Below are 16,565 nucleotides of genomic sequence, written 5' to 3' on the forward strand. Positions count from 1 at the left end.
AGGTTAAAAATTCTATAAATCGAATCCAATATCTTTTCTGTAGTTCATTTTTTCAAATGAAATCTTGTCGATATTTTTATAAGACTTAGCTAAAGCATCTTTAATAGTATCACCAAAAGATGTTATTGCCATAACTCTTCCTCCATTTGTTACTACTCGACGATTATCTAATTTTGTTCCAGCATGAAAAACAATAGAATCTTCAATTCCTTCGAAACCAGAAATTGCTTTCCCTTTTTCGTATGCTTCAGGATATCCACCAGAAACTAACATTACTGTAGTCGCAGTTTGTGAAGTTACTTCATAAGTTTTCTCATGTAAGTTTTGGTTAGCAACTCCTTCAAATAAATCAAATAAATCAGAATTGATTCTAGGTAAAACCACTTCAGTTTCAGGATCTCCCATTCTTACATTATATTCGATAACAAAAGGATCTCCAGCTACATTCATTAAACCGATAAAGATAAATCCTCTATAATCGATTCCATCTTTTTGTAAACCATCAATAGTTGGTTTTATAATTCGATCTTCAACTTTAGTAAGAAAATCAGTATCAGCAAAAGGTACAGGAGAAATTGCTCCCATTCCACCTGTATTTAATCCAGTATCTCCTTCTCCAATTCTTTTATAATCTTTAGCAGAAGGTAAAATTTTATAACTTTTCCCATCAGTAAGTACAAAAACAGAAAGTTCAATTCCTTTCAAGAATTCTTCGATAACTACTGTTGCAGAAGCATCTCCAAATTTTTGATTGGTTAACATTTCTTTTAACTCAGTTTTAGCTTCTTCAATATGATCTAAAATTAGAACCCCTTTTCCTGCAGCTAAACCATCAGCTTTTAAAACAAAAGGAGGATTTAAGGTTTCTAAAAAAGCATATCCGTCCTCTAAAGAATCTTGTGTAAACGATTGATATCTTGCAGTAGGAATATTGTGTTTCTCCATAAATTGTTTAGAGAAATCTTTACTTCCTTCTAATAAAGCACCATCTTTTTTAGGTCCGATCACAGGAATGTTTTTTAGTTGATTGTCGGCTAAAAAGAAATCGTGAACTCCTTCAACTAAAGGAGCTTCTGGCCCCACAACTACCATGTTAATTTCATGTTCTAAAACAGCCGTTTTAACTGCATTAAAATCAGTTGGATTAAGATTTAAATTTTTAGCGATTTTATCTGTTCCTGCATTTCCAGGAGCTACGAAAACTTGAGTAACTTTTTTACTTTGAGATAGTTTGTAAGTAAATGCATGTTCTCTACCTCCAGAACCTAAAACTAAAATATTCATGTGTGTTGTGTTGTTATTTGGCTGCAAATATAAGCTATTACCATTTCACAAAATACTTAAAAGCAGAAGATAAATGGTAAAGAAATAATTTGATGTTTTTAGAAGATCCTTGTTTTAAAACATGTGAAACTTTTACTTTAGGATAATATAATTTTTTCTTACCTATCAGATCTATTTTTTTACAGATATCAATATCTTCCATATACAAGAAGTAACGTTCATCAAAACCATTTAAAGTAACAAAATCTTCAGTTTTAAATAACATAAAACAGCCATGTATCGCTTCTGGAAAAAATGGTTTGGTTAAATCTTGATCTCTATACTCTTGTTCATGAATTCTACTCCTAAAAATGTTTAGTTTTCTAATTATTAAATCAAAAAAAGTAGGATACTTCCTAACATTATATTGATGTTTTCCGTTTGGAAATTGAATTTTAGGAGTAATTACAGCTATATTAGTTTTGTTTCTTAATGTTTCAATTAAATGCTGAATAACATTAGGTTTAAAAGTTACATCTGGATTTAAAACTAAATGATATTTAGAGTTTTTTATTTTATCTAATACAAGATTTTGAGCCTTCGCAAAACCTAAGTTTTCATTGTTAAAAATATAGGTAATATCAGGTTGGTTTTTTAGTGATAGAGGTAAGTTCTGTTGAGGTGAATTGTCTACTAAAAAAAGATGTTTTGTGAAATAAGAAATATTTAAAAAGGAGTTAACAGTATTTTCTAAATCATTAATATTCTCATTATATAATACAATACAAGCTGTTATGTCAGTATAATTATTCATTAATAAGCATTTTCATCACCCTTAAAAACGTTTAACACGGTACTAACAACAATTTTTATATCTAACATAAACGACCAATTCTCGATATAAAAAATATCTAAGCGAACTCTATTTTTAATGTCTGATTTCTTTTTTATTTCACCTCTATAACCACTAATTTGTGCTAAGCCAGTTATACCTGGTTTTACAGCGTGTCGTTCTAAATAATTGTCAACATCTTTTTGATACTCAAGAGCTAAACTTTCTAAATGTGGTCGAGGTCCAACTACACTCATGTTTCCTAATAATACATTAAAAAATTGAGGAATTTCATCTAAACTTGTTTTTCTTAAAAAAGCTCCTACTGGTGTCACTCTGCTATCGTTTTTTGTAGCGTGAACTTCATTTGCTTGTTTATTTATGTACATAGATCTGAATTTATAACAAACAAATTCATTTCCATTAAACCCTTCTCGTTCTTGTTTAAATATTGCAGGACCTCTTGATTCAATTTTAATCAATATCCATAATATAGGATATAGCCAAGAAATAATAAACAAACAAACAAATGAAGAAAATAGAATATCGAAAATACGCTTGATAATTCTATTTTCAATTAAGTCGAAAGGAAGCTTTTTAACACTCAATACTTTTAATGTATCGTCATAAAATTCTACATTTCTACTTTTACTGTAAAATTCTTTAGAATCAGGAATTAATTTTAAAGTTATGTTATGTATACTAGTATATTTAGTAAGTTTTTTTATTTGTGCTTTTTTTAAATTTGAAAGTGTAGCATAGATCTCATCAATTTCATTTACTTTAAGAAACTCGTACAACTCACTTTCATTTCCTAGATAATTCGAATTATCAATTGCTTTATTTGAAAAATAACCAACGAAAGAATACCCTAGACTTGGTTTATTTTGAAAAAGCTTGATCATTTTTTTGGTAGTATCATCTTTTTCAAAGAAAATTACTTTTTTAAAATTACTTCCAGATTGTCTTATTTTTTTCAAAATTAGGAAAGAAATAAGTTTAAAAAAAGCTAATGAACCTAAGGTTATTACTAAAGTTTTAAATTGTGTGTTAACAACTTCCCCTTCTTTAAATATTCCGAAATAGGCAAAAAAACCAAGTGTAAAAAATAATCCTTGAACTACTGTTAACCTAAGTAATCTATATAAGTTTGTGAATCTATAAACTTTATAATAGCTTGTGAAAATTGAAGTAACACACCAAAAAATAGAAATATAGGTATGAAATTGAAAACTTTGATGAATTTTTTCAAAAACAAAATATACAACAGTATTGATGAGTAGTAAATCTACTATCAAGAGTAAAATATTGGTGTTTTTAATCAGTTTTGAAATCAATCTTAATTAGTTTAATATTTTGTCAATCATTGAGTCGATAAGGAATAATTTCTTGCTTACTTCTATTTGATTTGATTTTTCAAAATCATCTTTAAGTAACTTTTCAAATATATCTTTAATTTTTTCTGTATCCCAAGATGTCACTATTGTTTTAAAGTTATTTCTTTTAAATAAAAGTTCAATTTCACTTCCTTTATCTGTAATACAAACAACATTAACTCCGCTTACTAATAAATTTGGAAGCTTAGAAGGAAGAGAACCTTTAGAAGTTCCTGCAAGTTGAGGTACAATTTGAATGTTGCTCCTACGATATAATTCTTCAATATTGTTTTTAGGAACTAATGAATGAAACTTAATTTTAGTGTTTTTATTTTTTTCTTTTAATTCTTCGAAATGATTTCCTTGAGAAAAAATATGAAACATAACTCCATTAAGTTGTTCAGAGCAAAAGTTAAATAAATTATATAAACCTTGTGGATTTTGCTTCTCTCCTAATGCTCCAGAGTATACAATATGTTTGTGTGTATTAGGTAATATAATTTCTAGATCGTTTGTGAAATTTTTAGAATCAATTGTAATAAACGGATATTGAACTTTTAATTTAGAAGTTGGTAAATCATACAAATTTTGAGCAAAGTCTTTCATTTCTTGGGATAAAAAAATTAATGAATCACAAGATTTGTAACAGCCTTTTTCTACTACATGAATACTCTTTGCAATTACTTTACTTATTATACTCGTTTTTTGATTGGCGTATATTTCTTGTAAATCGTGTATCATGCCAATTTTTTTTGTGCTTTTCTTTAGAAAAAAATGTATTAAATAAAAAGCTAAACTTGGTGGAAAAACAGGAATAATAATATCTGTTTTCTTTCTTAGTTTTAGAAGGTTTCTAAACATAAAAAAGGAAAAACTCAATTCTAAAATAATTCTACGAAGTGTTGAGTTTTTTGTAAAACGAAGAAATTTTCCTCCACGAATTATTTCAATACCATCAATTTGTTCTGAACTTTTACTGATTTTCCAACTCGGATAAAAAGGATGAAAGCATAATACTTTTACATGATGCCCTTTTGCTTTTAAAGCAAGAGCCATTTCAGTATTAAATTTTCCTGTAGATATTGGTTCAGGAAAAAAGAAAGGTGAAATTATAGTTATGTTTAATTGATTATTGATCATGAAAAGTGGTTGTCGAATTAATTTCTATCTTTTACTATTTTTAAAGGGTTTCCGTAGCAAATTTTATTTGCAGGAATATTTTTATAAACACTACTTCTAGAGCCAATAACAGATTGTTTACCTATAGTGATTCCAGGTGCAACAAAAACATCTGTAGCAAGCCAACATTCATCTTCAATATTAATTTCTTTAGCGTAAATAGGGAAGGAGGGAATGGTATAGTCATGAGATCCTGTACAGATATATGATTTTTGAGAAATAACCACATTATTTCCAATGTTAATATTACCTAAATTATAAAGAACTACATCATCACCAATCCAAGAATAATCACCAATATTTAATTTCCACGGATAAGTAACTCTAACTGTAGGTCGAATAATAACATTCTTACCAATTTTAGCTCCAAACAAGCGTAATAAAAAGCGTCTCCATCCGTACAAAAATTGAGGAGAAGTTCTAAAAAGTATCGATTGAACAATCCACCATAGTTGAACTATAAATGGATTTCTTCCTCTAAAATTTTTTGGTAATTTAAATGTATTTAAATCTTGTTTTTTATGCATTTAATATTTTAATAAAATTCTCTTTAAAGAGATCTAATGAAAATTTTTGTTGGAAATACTTACTGTTATTTTGAGCTATTTCTTTGAGTTCATTTAAGTTTTCGGTTAAATTCCTTATGATTATATAAATACTTTCTACATTTTGTTGTTCTACAAATTTACCGTGAACATTTTGATGTATAATATCTGTTATGCCTGCATGCTTAGTTGTTATGATAAAATTTTGACTAGCTAATGCTTCTAATATTGAAATAGGTTGACCTTCCATTTTATAAAAGGTTGGCAAAATAAAAGTATTACTCCAAAGAAGTAATTCTTTTTTAATATTTCCATTTACAATACCAATATATTCGGTATGATTTAATTTGTTTAGTTTTTTAACAATTATATTTTTTAAATTCTCGTCAATATTACCAGCAATCTTAGCTTCGTAAGGTATTTCATTTTCTTCTAATCTTTTTAAAGCATCTAATAGAAAAAGAATTCCTTTCTCTTGCATAAGATTACTTAAAAAAACAAGCTTTACTTTTTCGAATTTCTTTTTTGTTTCTCCTATTTTTAGGTAATCTTCAGCAAAATTATAAAGAATAAATATTTTTTCATCTTCAATAAATGGAGATAAATTTCTTTTTAAAGATTCTGATAAAACTATTCCTTTTGAGAATTTTGATACTAGATTTTTAAAAATACGTTTTTTAACCCCTTGTAAACTATTATAACAATCAATTAAATGGTTTCCATGAACGTGAATAATAAGTTCTTTTCTTAAGAGTTTTGATAATAAAATAAATACGGAATATTTTACTATTCCAAAAAAAGTTTGACCAGGAGTGATATAAATAATATTATTTTTAAAAACTTTATATAAGTTGAAATTTAGTTTTAGATAAAAGAACATTTTTTTTAAAGAGAATGAACCTAAATCTTCACTGAAATTAGGGTTAGAGGTATTGATAAAAGAAACTTCAAAATTTTCTTCTTCTTTTAATAAGTCTCTTACAATTTTATTTGCTAATGATACACCAGATATAGGGTCTGGAAAAGGACCAATTAATAACACTTTACTTTTCATTATCAAGTATATAATTCTTTAAACTAAAAAAGCAAATAAAGAAACTAAAATAAATCACTCCATTTTCTCTTTCAAGTATACTTTCAGTCATCATATTAAATAGATAAAAAAGACAAATAATGATAAAAAGATGATTATTATTTGCGTAGGATAATCGTATGTTATAAAACTGCACTAATAAAAAGATTGAAAGTAAAAACAAACCACCAATTAGTAAAAAACTGATGTATTGATTATGAGCGTTAAATTGTCTTCTAATTAGAACTTTATTTTTATAGCTATTTATTAAAGCTGAATTGAAGTCACCTATCCCATAACCCAAAAATAAAGATTCTTTTATAGGCTTTAAAGAGGATTTGTAAATCTCAGCTCTAATATTAGTAGAATTCATGTTTTTCTCAGTTAACTTTTCAATATTTAATATTTCAGAAAATTTTGATTTAACCTTTGGTACTATCAAAAATGATGAAACAACAAGAATTATTAACGATATAGATGTTATTATTTTTAATTTTCTCTTGAGAAGAAAAATAATGGAGTATAATAAAATTAATATTAAGGATAATATAGGGCCTTTTCTCATTAAAATAAACAAGAAAAAGGAAAGTAAAACTATACTTATAAGTGTAATTATCTTTCGTTTTTTACTATATAAATAAAAGCTAAAAATTAAAGAAATACATAAATGAATAGAAAGATAAATAGGATGTATATTATATTTATGTAATCTTTCATTTACTATTATAACATAATGTTTTATAACATTAAAAAAAGCAAGATCGTTAATACAATATCCTATAAATATTATAAGATTAAATAATAGAACAGAGTAAATATAAACTTGTAAAAACTTTTCTTTATGATTATAAATTTTAGTGTAGTTTTCTTTAGATATTAAGGAAAATACTAAAGGGAATAGGAAAAGGGAAAGCATTGTCTGTAATTTTAACGATGCTTGTCGTGTATCATGAGAATAAAGAAGCGTACCAATTATAAATATATAAACACTACTGTTTATTAAAAAAAATCGCCAATTGATTTTATTTTTTTTAATGACAGCATGTATTAGAATTGTTACAGAAAATAGCGCTATAGCTAATGATTTTATATTTCTAGGTAACAATATCAAAGAGAACATAATTATGAAAACATAAGGAATACTTTTCTCTTTTAAAAATTTATAAAGTGCTTTCATTTATCTTTTTACTATGTTTTTAATTATATATTCTATGAAGTTAGGTAAGTAAACTACAGCTATTAATGGAGCAATATAATATGAAAACCCATTCGTAAAATCACCTCTCAAAAAAAATAATAAATGCATTGCAAAGTAAAATGACATTATTCTTTTTAAATGATTTTTAGATTTAATCCATTGTAACATTATGATCAATACATATGCTAATATTATAGGGTAAATAATAACTCCAATTAATCCAAAATTTAAGAAACCTTCTGAAACATAAGGATTAGATAAGTTTGTGAAATTGAACCCAAAATCATTAACTAAATAATCACCTACTAACTCTCCTGAAGATACTGGCTTAGAAGTCCAGAAACTTCTAGGAACAAAAAATAGAAGTCCACCTAAGAGTTGATAGCCAAAAGAGAATCCATTTTTATCAACATAATCTATTGAAGCTGTAAAATTGAAAAAGGCATCATAATTTAAAGTATTAAAAGCTCTAATTATACCTCCTCCTTTCATTTGATTTATAAGTATTAAAGGATTATTATAAATCTCAGCTAAAGTAGCATCAGAATGAGTGATTATAGCTGTTAGTGGGAATACTATAATCATAGAAAAAAACAAAAAAGATAATGTTTTCACATTGCTATTTAGCAATTTAGGGAAAAACAGAAAAATCAAGCATATGTACAATGGACCTAACGCATTTCTTTTTTCAGTCAAAGGATTTTTAAACCAAAACAAAAGCATAAAGAAGATCACAAAAAAAGCAAGAATAATTATATAGTTTACAAGTTGTTTTTTTTGTGATTTAATATATTTTATACACAATACAAGACCCGTAAAAGGTATCATGAATATAAACTTTTTATTAATTAAAACTTTTGCTTTTGACGTTTCTTGAGATTTTAACCAATTAGGATTAAAAAATTCATCTTTTATAAAAGAGTAGCTACTAAAAAAACCTAGTAATGATATAATTAAAAGAATGGATAAAATAACAGGAAGATATTTTTTTGAAGTTTCTTTTAAAAAGATATTCTTTGTGTTTAAAATCTTTTTTTTCAATTCAATGTAGAAGCAAATGAAAATTATATTGAATATTATAATTAGTGTATTGGCATAAACTACTAAGTTCTCTTTGTAGATAAAAAAATTGACAAGTCTACTGCCTTCTACTCCAGAAAAAGAGTTTATTTGTGAAATAGGTGCAAGGAGAAAAAATAATAGATAAAAAACTATATAAGCAGATATAAAGGGAGAATAGTCTCTCTCATAAAATAAATGATATATAACAACTAAAAGTAAAAATAAATTACTAATAAAGAAAGATATATAAACTTGAAAAGAAGCACTAAATGTTAAAAATATTAAAGCTGTTAAAGCTAAATAAGTTACAAAGAATAAGTTTTTTGCTTTAAACATTTCTAATTAGTTTTTTTTCACCATAAATGTAAAGAAAAGAGCTTTTAAAAAAATATAGTAATATTAAATATATAATGTAATTGTTGTAACCATTAAAAGTTCCTGTAAACGTTATAAAAACAGTAAATATGAATGCAGAAATATTTAGGAAATTGAAGGTTTTAAATTTATCATAAACAAGATAAAAAGGATGAATAACATAGTAAAAGGCACTTATTACAAAAAGAATTAAAGTATTTGGAATTTCAATAAATACCTTTTGGATTTCAGGATAATTATCCAATAGATTTATGTAGTTTAAAGTGTAATAAATTATATATGCACACAAAGAAATTCCCAAATATAATAGTAATGTCTGATGTTTTATTTTATTAGCAATATCAGGCATTTTATTTGTAATGTGTTTTTTAATTAAAGGATGGTATACTGAATTTACACCGATACCTATTAGTAAAAAGACATTCCATAAATTTAAGATATAACCAATTCTTAGAACAATCTCTGGGGTTGAATATATTTTTGCAAGATTTATAAACCCCAAACCAGAAATCCAACCTAAAATACTTATTGAAAATAGATTTAACATTTTCTTCCATTCATTTACAGTGAAGTTTAAAAAACGAAATTTTGTAATATTAAACTTGAATAGTTTTATCAGTATTATAATAATTAAGAAACCTACAGATTTACCTAAAAAGAATGCTAATACTTTATTTTCTAGCACTAAAGAAAATATTAATATAGATAGAAAAGAGATAAAGTAGAGTGATTGTACTTTAAGAGCTTTATCATGGTTTTCTATTAATTTATAAAAATTTGTTAGATAAAATATATAACCATTTGTAAAAACGTTAAATAAAATGGAAGAGAAAATAATTAAATTGGAAACACCATAATATCTAAATATAGATTCCTTGAAAAGCCAAAAACTTATGATGTAAAAGCAAAGAAATAAAAAAGAAGTAGAAATTAATTTATTAGTTATCTTATCGTAATCTACTACAGTTTTGGAATAAATTATAGTTGGGTTATTTAACGGAAGTAGTAAGTTTAGTAGTTGTTCTAAAGAAAGAAGTAAAAGTATTGTTATATATTGTTCAGAAAAAATACCTACAGCAAAATATAATAGAATTAAATAGTTTAGTCCTTTAGATGCTCCAGATACGATAATATATTTTAAAGAATTTAAAAAGAAACTTTTATTACTCATTCTTTAAATCATTTAAAATCTTATTCACAACTCTTTTAGTAGATTTACCATCTACTTTTCCGACAGTATTGTATAAATATTTTTGTGTTTCGTTTTTATTTGTTTCTATTGATGAGAAGCTATCTTCAAATGATTTTTTAGAATAAAAATATTCAATAATATTGTTAGGATATTTTTCTTCTAGACCTCTTGACTCACCCCATCTGGGAGATTTTACTTTTTTATTTAGAAGAAGAACATAAACAATAACAGAAGAAAAATGACTTATAATAAATTTAGAGTGATGTATAAAATTTTTAAAATCAACATCAGATAAATAAGTGATATTGTTTTCTTCAAAGAATGAAATACATTCTTTAATGTCGCGTCGTGGATGGAGTTTTATAACAAGTGAGGAGCCTTTACTAACAATAATATCATTTAAATCTTTTAAGAAAGCTAACCATTTATTGTTGTTCCAACCATGTGTTTTAGAAAGTCCATCATCAAAATAACCTATATAATTACTATTTTTAATATTGTTGGTATTTAAAAAAGTAGTTTTCTCAATAATTTGAGAATTATAAAAAACATCAAGTTCTGGATTACCTATAACTTCTATCATTTCTTTTGGAAAGCCAAAATCTTTAACCATAATTTGATAGTCTGAAGGGTAAAAGACAAACGATTTATTGACCTTTAATTCTTCTGAATAAATGGGGAAAAGAGTATAATTTGTGTGATTTTTTATTGCTTTGTAAAAGAAAGATATTGTTTTAGTAACGCTTTTTAATTCTACTAGATAGTTAAATAAAGCATATCTATTCTTTTTATTAAATTTTGAAAAAAGATTTTTTTTAGAAGAGTCTTTTATTGTTTGTTTAACTACCTTAATACTGTCTGAAGGAATTAACATCCCGTGTGAAAGATGATAAATTTTAATGTTTAAATCATTACAAATCCTTATTAAAGCTCTATCTATCATAAAAGATAAGTTCAGCATAATAATTGCATCAGGAGCTTCACTGCTTATAATCTTTCGTAATCTTTTTGTATTATAAAAAGAAATATCTCTTAAATAGAGGCCATCAATTTCTTTGTCAATTTCAATAATTTCATCAACTAAAGAAGAGGTGTGTAAAAGAATTGTAGAGTAACCATTTTCTTTAAAAATAGGATCTAAACGTAAAAAGTTCCTGTATCCTTTATCCCAGTTATCGTAATAAAGAATTTTTTTCATTTTAATTTGCTAATATTTTTTCCACAAACTCTCTAAAAACACCTTCACCACCTTTTTTTTCTAATAATGTTATGTTTACGATGTCTCTTATTTTTTTTGTTGCATTGGCAGGACAAGCAGCAAAACCTACTGCATTTAGCAGTTCAAAGCAATTAATGTCGTCTCCGATATATGCAACCTCTTCTAACTCTAAACTATTTTCGTTACAAATTTTTAAAACAGACTCTAATTTTCCTCCGAATTTTTTTCCTTGATACAAAAAGTCAACTTTTAGTTTTTTTGCTCTATTTGCAACAATATTTGTGTTTTCAGAAGTTATAATTCCAGTCTTAATTCCATTTTCTCTTAACAATTGAAATCCCATACCGTCGTGAGTATTAAACTTTTTTAGTTCATTACCATCTTCGGTATAATACATTCCAGCATCAGTTAAAACCCCATCTACATCAGAAATTACTAACTTTATTTTATGCTTTTTTTGATTTAAAATAAATTTTTTCATTAAAGATTCAGCAACAATCCAATCCTCTTCTTCATCAATCTCTACAGCAGTAAATTCAGGCATTTCGCTTATACCTATATTTCCAGATATTCTATTTTCATTTGTGAGAATAGATTTTACAGTACTTATGTAAAAAGCACCATTTTCCATTAACAATCCATCAAAATCTTGTCTTCTAGGTCTATTTTTGAAATCGTAATTCAAAGCTTTTCCGTCGGGTGACCAAAAAAATCTTTTACTTCGAACACAAGATAAAACAGCATCATATTTTTTATTTACAAATAGATTCAATCCGTTTTCAAGATCATTCTTTGTTAACATTGGTGAAGTTGCTTGTATCAATATAAAACGATCAGAATCTGATAAGTTTACTTTTGATAAATATTCAAGCATTACACTTTCTGTAGATGAAGTATCTTCTGCATTTTTAGCTTCTCTTTGGTAAATTGTAACTTTTTCAAATTTGAAAGACCTGACAGTTTCTTCTATTTCTAGACTATCTGTAGCTACAACTACTTCATTTATTTGATTTACTTCAAAAGCAGCTTTTATTGTCCAATAAATTAAGGGTTTTCCACAAAACAGTTTAATGTTTTTAAGAGGAATTGATTTACTTCCACCTCTTGCAGGAATAAAAGCTACTGTTTTCATTACTTTCTATACTTTAGTTTATCTCTTTGTACTTGTTCAATTGCTAAAATTTCAGATTCTTTATAATTTAAAGATTTGTATGTAGCATTTAAATCTCTACATAATTTTCTCATTCCTGTTGGTTCTAAAGAAGCTGCATGATCAGTACCTTTCCAAGTTCTATCTTTTGTAAAATGTCTTTCTACCCAAGTTGCACCAAGTGTATAAGCTGCATTATCTATAGCAATACCTAAATGATGACCTGAAAAACCTATATCTTTTACACGATCTCCAAATTCTTTTTTTAATCTAGTAATTTCTAGTAAACAAACATTTTCGAAAGGAACAGGATATCCTGAAGTACAAGAATAAATAACTAGCCTATTTTTTGCTTGACCAGTTTCTTCGAAAAAGGCCACTATTTTTTTCTCTTCTTCTTGTGTAGTCATTCCAAAAGATAAATGTACTTCTCCTTCAAACTCATCTCTTAGTACTTTTAACATTTCAAAATGATTATTACATGCAGAAGGTACTTTTAATAAACTTGGTTTAAAAGTAATCATTTCTTTTGCAGAGGTAGTATCCCATACAGACGTAGAATATTCAATACCAATAGAATCACAGTGTTCTTTTAGTTTTTTATGTTGTTCAACTGTAAATTCTAAAAACTCTCTGTGTGCTCCATAGGTTTCTCCGTAAGAGTTAGCTGGGTTTGGGTGTTTAGCTTTATATTGTTCAGGTGTAAGTAATTCTTTATTATTTCTTTTTTGAAATTTAGCAATATCAGCACCACATTCTTTTGCTAGGTCTAATAACTCAATTGCAATATCGAAGTCACCTTTGTGATTACAACCGATTTCAGCAATTACTTTTGGTTTTTTATAGTTCATTTTTATACTTTTCTATATACCATTTATACATTCTATCTATTCCATCTGTTAGTTCAACTGAATGTTTCCAATTTAAACTATTTAGTTTAGTTACATCTGTAAATTTTCTCATAGTACCATCAGGTTTATTAATATTAAACATTAATGTCCCTTTAAATCCTACTCTTTTCTTTATTAGTTGAGCCAATTCTTTTATTGATATTTCTCTTCCTGTACCAATATTTATATGTGTATTTTTTACTTCTTTAGAACCCTTAATTAAGTCTTTAAAATCAACGTTATTCATAATATGAACACACGCATCTGCCATGTCTTCACTCCATAAAAACTCTCTTTTAGGTTTTCCTGAGCCCCAAATTTCTACGCTATCTTCTGATACTCCGAATTTTGATAAGTAAATTCTAGCTTCTTCTATTGATTTAACTTTTAAATCTTCTATAATATTTAAATCTTTTCCTTCAGATAATAGTTTTGCCAAATGAATTTTTCGAATTAAAGCTGGTAGTACATGAGATTTTTCCAGGTCAAAATTGTCATTAGGTCCGTAAAGATTTGTTGGCATTACAGAAATAAAATTTGTTCCGTATTGTAAATTATAACTCTCACACATTTTTATTCCTGCAATTTTTGCTATTGCATAAGGTTCGTTTGTGTATTCTAATTCTCCTGTTAATAATGAATTTTCCACTAAGGGTTGAGGTGCATTTTTAGGATAAATACAAGTGCTTCCTAAGAATAAAAGTTTTTTTACATTGTGTTTATAACTTTCATGAATCACATTATTTTGAATCATCAAATTAGCATAAATAAAATCTGCTCTATATGTATTGTTGGCAATAATACCACCAACTTTTGCAGCGGCTAAAAAAACGTATTCAGGTTTTTCTTTTTTGAAAAAAGAGGCAGTTTCAGTTTGATTTGTTAAATCTAACTCATTATGTGTTTTAGTAATAATATTTGTATAGCCTTTTTGTTTAAGGTTTTTAGTTATAGCACTACCTACTAACCCTTTATGCCCTGCAACAAATATTTTAGAAGATTTATTCATAATTATTTAAAATATCATGTCCGCCTTTTTGCAAATACGTTTCTCTCTCCATTAACTTTAAATCACTTTCCATCATTTCTTTCACCATATCTTCTAATGTATACTCCGGAACCCAACCTAATTTTTCTTTAGCTTTACTAGCGTCTCCTATTAATAAATCTACTTCAGTAGGACGGTAATAGTGTGGATCAATACAAACTACGATTTTTCCAACGTCTAGATTAAAGTTTGGGTTATTAGAAGATTTTATAATTCCTTTTTCTTCTTTACCTTCTCCTTCAAATGATAATTCTACACCAATTTCATTAAAAGCCATTTGTACAAAGTCTCTAACTGTGGTTGTTTTACCAGTAGCAATTACCCAATCTTCTGGTTGATCTGCTTGTAAAATCATCCACATCATGCGAACATAATCTTTCGCATGCCCCCAATCTCTTTGAGCATTTAGGTTTCCTAGGTATAATTTATCTTGTAACCCATGAGCAATTTTTGAAACAGCTCTAGTAATTTTACGTGTAACAAAAGTTTCTCCTCGTATTGGAGATTCATGATTAAATAAAATTCCGTTACAGCCAAAAATATTATAAGCTTCTCTATAATTTACTGTAATCCAATATGCATACATTTTTGCAACTCCATACGGACTTCTTGGGTAAAAAGGTGTTGTTTCTGATTGTGGTACTTCTTGAACTTTTCCATAAAGTTCAGATGTAGAAGCCTGATAGATTTTAGTTTTATTTTCGAGTTTTAAAATGCGAATAGCTTCTAACAATCTTAATGTTCCTAATCCGTCTACATTAGCAGTATATTCTGGTGTTTCAAAAGAAACATGTACATGACTCATCGCTGCCAGATTATAAATTTCGTCAGGTTGAACTTCTTGAAGTATTCGGATTAAATTAGTTCCATCGGTCATATCTCCATAATGAAGAATCAGATTTCTATTTTCAGTATGTGGATCTTGATATAAATGATCAATACGTTGTGTATTAAAGCTAGATGCTCTTCTTTTTATACCGTGAACTATATAGTTTTTCTTTAATAAAAGTTCTGCTAAATATGCACCATCTTGCCCCGTAATTCCTGTAATTAAAGCTACTTTTTTCATGTTGTTTTTTTAGAAAAAACCTATTTAAAGAATAGATTTCTAAAATTATTTACTCTTTCTATATGATTCTAAATATGAATTTAATTTTAATAATAATAGTAGTAATATCATTAAACTTAAACCTACTAAACCAAATTGAAAAGCTTTATTTTTTTCAATTTCTTTAATTTCATGACCTATTGGTTGGAAGTTAGAAACAATATTTATTATTTCCGATTTTTCAGATAGATCTTTGTTAACTTTAACTAAATCATTATTTAATCTGATTTTGGCATTGAATAGCTCCTGTTCTTTGTTTTTCGAACCAGGATTATTTCCTTCCATATTAATGCTAGTAGATGAGTTAGGTTTTTTAGCTTGTTCTATTAATACTTGTTTGTATATGTGATGTAAAGAGTCAGCTTGTTTAAGGTTTTTTCTTAATAAAGAATCAGTTCTTAATAAATTGTTTTTATTAATCTTTTTTAGATTCTTGAAGTAGTTATTATTAACAATAGAACCAATAATTACTTCATCCAGCTTAGAAAAAATATTATCTCTAGTAGAATTTACAGTTATTTTATGAACCTTATAATCGAATTTAGTAAATGCATTCTTAAATTTTAAATACGAATAGCTTTTTACAGTAGATGTATCTATCGATTGTGTAAGCTCATCATAAGAAGTAAGAATGTCATTTTCATTGATGATTGGAGTGATTTCAAATTTTTTGAAAGATTTGGCTTCAGTATCAGATATTTTAAATATAGATTTAATTTGCTCAATGTTTTTTTGCTTTACTAAATCATTATAAAATTGAATATTATTGTATAACTGTCTAGAACTACTAAAGTTAGGTTTAACATGTAGATTTGCTTCGTAAGTTGTTTCAGAATTAAACTCCATAAAAACTCCTAGTAGGGCACCTATAAAAGTTGCGATACTTAGTTTAATTACATTAAGTTTTAGGAATAAAAGAATCTCAATAAAGAAATTGAATATACCTTTAAAAATTCCCAAAATAGAGTTACCTAATTTTGTAAATCCTTTTCCAATAATAATGAACAAAGACCCTAAATCTACTTCTTCATTTTCTTTATGATATTGATCAGACAT

At 26.6% G+C, this 16,565-nt stretch carries 15 protein-coding genes; all 15 read right to left on the minus strand.

The genetic code is table 11. The features are described 5' to 3' along the window. Positions 1 to 12: 12 nt before the first annotated feature. Positions 13 to 1,284, minus strand: coding sequence for a phosphoribosylamine--glycine ligase (purD, locus tag AC2TEO_RS11335; RefSeq protein WP_442264934.1), 1,272 nt, complete (start codon positions 1,282 to 1,284; stop codon positions 13 to 15). 37 nt (positions 1,285 to 1,321) lie between these two features. Next, complete coding sequence (locus AC2TEO_RS11340; RefSeq protein ID WP_442264935.1) at positions 1,322 to 2,077, minus strand: glycosyltransferase family 2 protein; 756 nt, start codon at positions 2,075 to 2,077, stop codon at positions 1,322 to 1,324. Then, entirely contained in the window at positions 2,077 to 3,432 is a 1,356-nt protein-coding gene (locus tag AC2TEO_RS11345; RefSeq protein WP_442264936.1) for an undecaprenyl-phosphate glucose phosphotransferase, read from the minus strand. The genes AC2TEO_RS11340 and AC2TEO_RS11345 overlap by 1 nt, the downstream gene beginning before the upstream one ends. A gap of 6 nt (positions 3,433 to 3,438) precedes the next feature. Next, on the minus strand, positions 3,439 to 4,611 hold the full coding sequence (locus AC2TEO_RS11350) for a glycosyltransferase family 4 protein (RefSeq protein WP_442264937.1): 1,173 nt from the start codon (positions 4,609 to 4,611) through the stop codon (positions 3,439 to 3,441). A 17-nt stretch (positions 4,612 to 4,628) separates the two neighbouring features. Continuing rightward, positions 4,629 to 5,177 (minus strand): putative colanic acid biosynthesis acetyltransferase, encoded by a 549-nt coding sequence (locus AC2TEO_RS11355; protein WP_442264938.1) that lies wholly within the window; start codon positions 5,175 to 5,177, stop codon positions 4,629 to 4,631. Then, positions 5,170 to 6,249: a glycosyltransferase family 4 protein gene (locus AC2TEO_RS11360; protein ID WP_442264939.1), complete on the minus strand. Its 1,080-nt coding sequence runs from the start codon at positions 6,247 to 6,249 to the stop codon at positions 5,170 to 5,172. The genes AC2TEO_RS11355 and AC2TEO_RS11360 overlap by 8 nt, the downstream gene beginning before the upstream one ends. Further along, positions 6,239 to 7,444, minus strand: a complete 1,206-nt coding sequence (locus tag AC2TEO_RS11365; RefSeq protein WP_442264940.1) for an O-antigen ligase family protein — start codon at positions 7,442 to 7,444, stop codon at positions 6,239 to 6,241. The genes AC2TEO_RS11360 and AC2TEO_RS11365 overlap by 11 nt, the downstream gene beginning before the upstream one ends. Then, complete coding sequence (wzy, locus tag AC2TEO_RS11370) at positions 7,445 to 8,050, minus strand: O-antigen polysaccharide polymerase Wzy (RefSeq protein ID WP_442264941.1); 606 nt, start codon at positions 8,048 to 8,050, stop codon at positions 7,445 to 7,447. It lies immediately after the preceding gene. Between the two features lie 805 nt (positions 8,051 to 8,855). After that, positions 8,856 to 10,073, minus strand: coding sequence for a hypothetical protein (locus tag AC2TEO_RS11375; RefSeq protein WP_442264942.1), 1,218 nt, complete (start codon positions 10,071 to 10,073; stop codon positions 8,856 to 8,858). After that, positions 10,066 to 11,292 (minus strand): CDP-glycerol glycerophosphotransferase family protein, encoded by a 1,227-nt coding sequence (locus tag AC2TEO_RS11380; protein ID WP_442264943.1) that lies wholly within the window; start codon positions 11,290 to 11,292, stop codon positions 10,066 to 10,068. The genes AC2TEO_RS11375 and AC2TEO_RS11380 overlap by 8 nt, the downstream gene beginning before the upstream one ends. Before the next feature lies 1 nt (position 11,293). Further along, the gene (locus AC2TEO_RS11385) at positions 11,294 to 12,445 is read right to left on the minus strand and encodes a 3-deoxy-D-glycero-D-galacto-nonulopyranosonate 9-phosphatase (RefSeq protein WP_442264944.1); all 1,152 of its coding nucleotides are present in this window, start codon (positions 12,443 to 12,445) and stop codon (positions 11,294 to 11,296) included. After that, the gene (locus AC2TEO_RS11390; protein ID WP_442264945.1) at positions 12,445 to 13,314 is read right to left on the minus strand and encodes an N-acetylneuraminate synthase family protein; all 870 of its coding nucleotides are present in this window, start codon (positions 13,312 to 13,314) and stop codon (positions 12,445 to 12,447) included. The genes AC2TEO_RS11385 and AC2TEO_RS11390 overlap by 1 nt, the downstream gene beginning before the upstream one ends. Continuing rightward, complete coding sequence (locus AC2TEO_RS11395; protein WP_442264946.1) at positions 13,304 to 14,362, minus strand: GDP-L-fucose synthase family protein; 1,059 nt, start codon at positions 14,360 to 14,362, stop codon at positions 13,304 to 13,306. The genes AC2TEO_RS11390 and AC2TEO_RS11395 overlap by 11 nt, the downstream gene beginning before the upstream one ends. Continuing rightward, positions 14,355 to 15,470, minus strand: coding sequence for a GDP-mannose 4,6-dehydratase (gmd, locus tag AC2TEO_RS11400; protein ID WP_442264947.1), 1,116 nt, complete (start codon positions 15,468 to 15,470; stop codon positions 14,355 to 14,357). The genes AC2TEO_RS11395 and gmd overlap by 8 nt, the downstream gene beginning before the upstream one ends. A gap of 45 nt (positions 15,471 to 15,515) precedes the next feature. Then, positions 15,516 to 16,565, minus strand: coding sequence for a hypothetical protein (locus AC2TEO_RS11405; RefSeq protein ID WP_442264948.1), 1,050 nt, complete (start codon positions 16,563 to 16,565; stop codon positions 15,516 to 15,518).

Source organism: Tenacibaculum aquaeponti (assembly GCF_057221555.1).

Excerpts from the sequence above, each read along its gene's own strand:
- AC2TEO_RS11375 (WP_442264942.1), bottom strand. The coding sequence starts at position 10,073 with ATGAGTAATAAAAGTTTCTTTTTAAATTCTTTAAAATATATTATCGTA.
- AC2TEO_RS11355 (WP_442264938.1), bottom strand. The coding sequence starts at position 5,177 with ATGCATAAAAAACAAGATTTAAATACATTTAAATTACCAAAAAATTTT.
- AC2TEO_RS11390 (WP_442264945.1), bottom strand. The coding sequence starts at position 13,314 with ATGAACTATAAAAAACCAAAAGTAATTGCTGAAATCGGTTGTAATCAC.
- AC2TEO_RS11405 (WP_442264948.1), bottom strand. The coding sequence starts at position 16,565 with ATGTCTGATCAATATCATAAAGAAAATGAAGAAGTAGATTTAGGGTCT.
- AC2TEO_RS11380 (WP_442264943.1), bottom strand. The coding sequence starts at position 11,292 with ATGAAAAAAATTCTTTATTACGATAACTGGGATAAAGGATACAGGAAC.
- AC2TEO_RS11385 (WP_442264944.1), bottom strand. The coding sequence starts at position 12,445 with ATGAAAACAGTAGCTTTTATTCCTGCAAGAGGTGGAAGTAAATCAATT.
- AC2TEO_RS11350 (WP_442264937.1), bottom strand. The coding sequence starts at position 4,611 with ATGATCAATAATCAATTAAACATAACTATAATTTCACCTTTCTTTTTT.
- AC2TEO_RS11365 (WP_442264940.1), bottom strand. The coding sequence starts at position 7,444 with ATGAAAGCACTTTATAAATTTTTAAAAGAGAAAAGTATTCCTTATGTT.
- wzy (WP_442264941.1), bottom strand. The coding sequence starts at position 8,050 with ATGATTATAGTATTCCCACTAACAGCTATAATCACTCATTCTGATGCT.
- purD (WP_442264934.1), bottom strand. The coding sequence starts at position 1,284 with ATGAATATTTTAGTTTTAGGTTCTGGAGGTAGAGAACATGCATTTACT.
- AC2TEO_RS11395 (WP_442264946.1), bottom strand. The coding sequence starts at position 14,362 with ATGAATAAATCTTCTAAAATATTTGTTGCAGGGCATAAAGGGTTAGTA.
- gmd (WP_442264947.1), bottom strand. The coding sequence starts at position 15,470 with ATGAAAAAAGTAGCTTTAATTACAGGAATTACGGGGCAAGATGGTGCA.
- AC2TEO_RS11360 (WP_442264939.1), bottom strand. The coding sequence starts at position 6,249 with ATGAAAAGTAAAGTGTTATTAATTGGTCCTTTTCCAGACCCTATATCT.
- AC2TEO_RS11340 (WP_442264935.1), bottom strand. The coding sequence starts at position 2,077 with ATGAATAATTATACTGACATAACAGCTTGTATTGTATTATATAATGAG.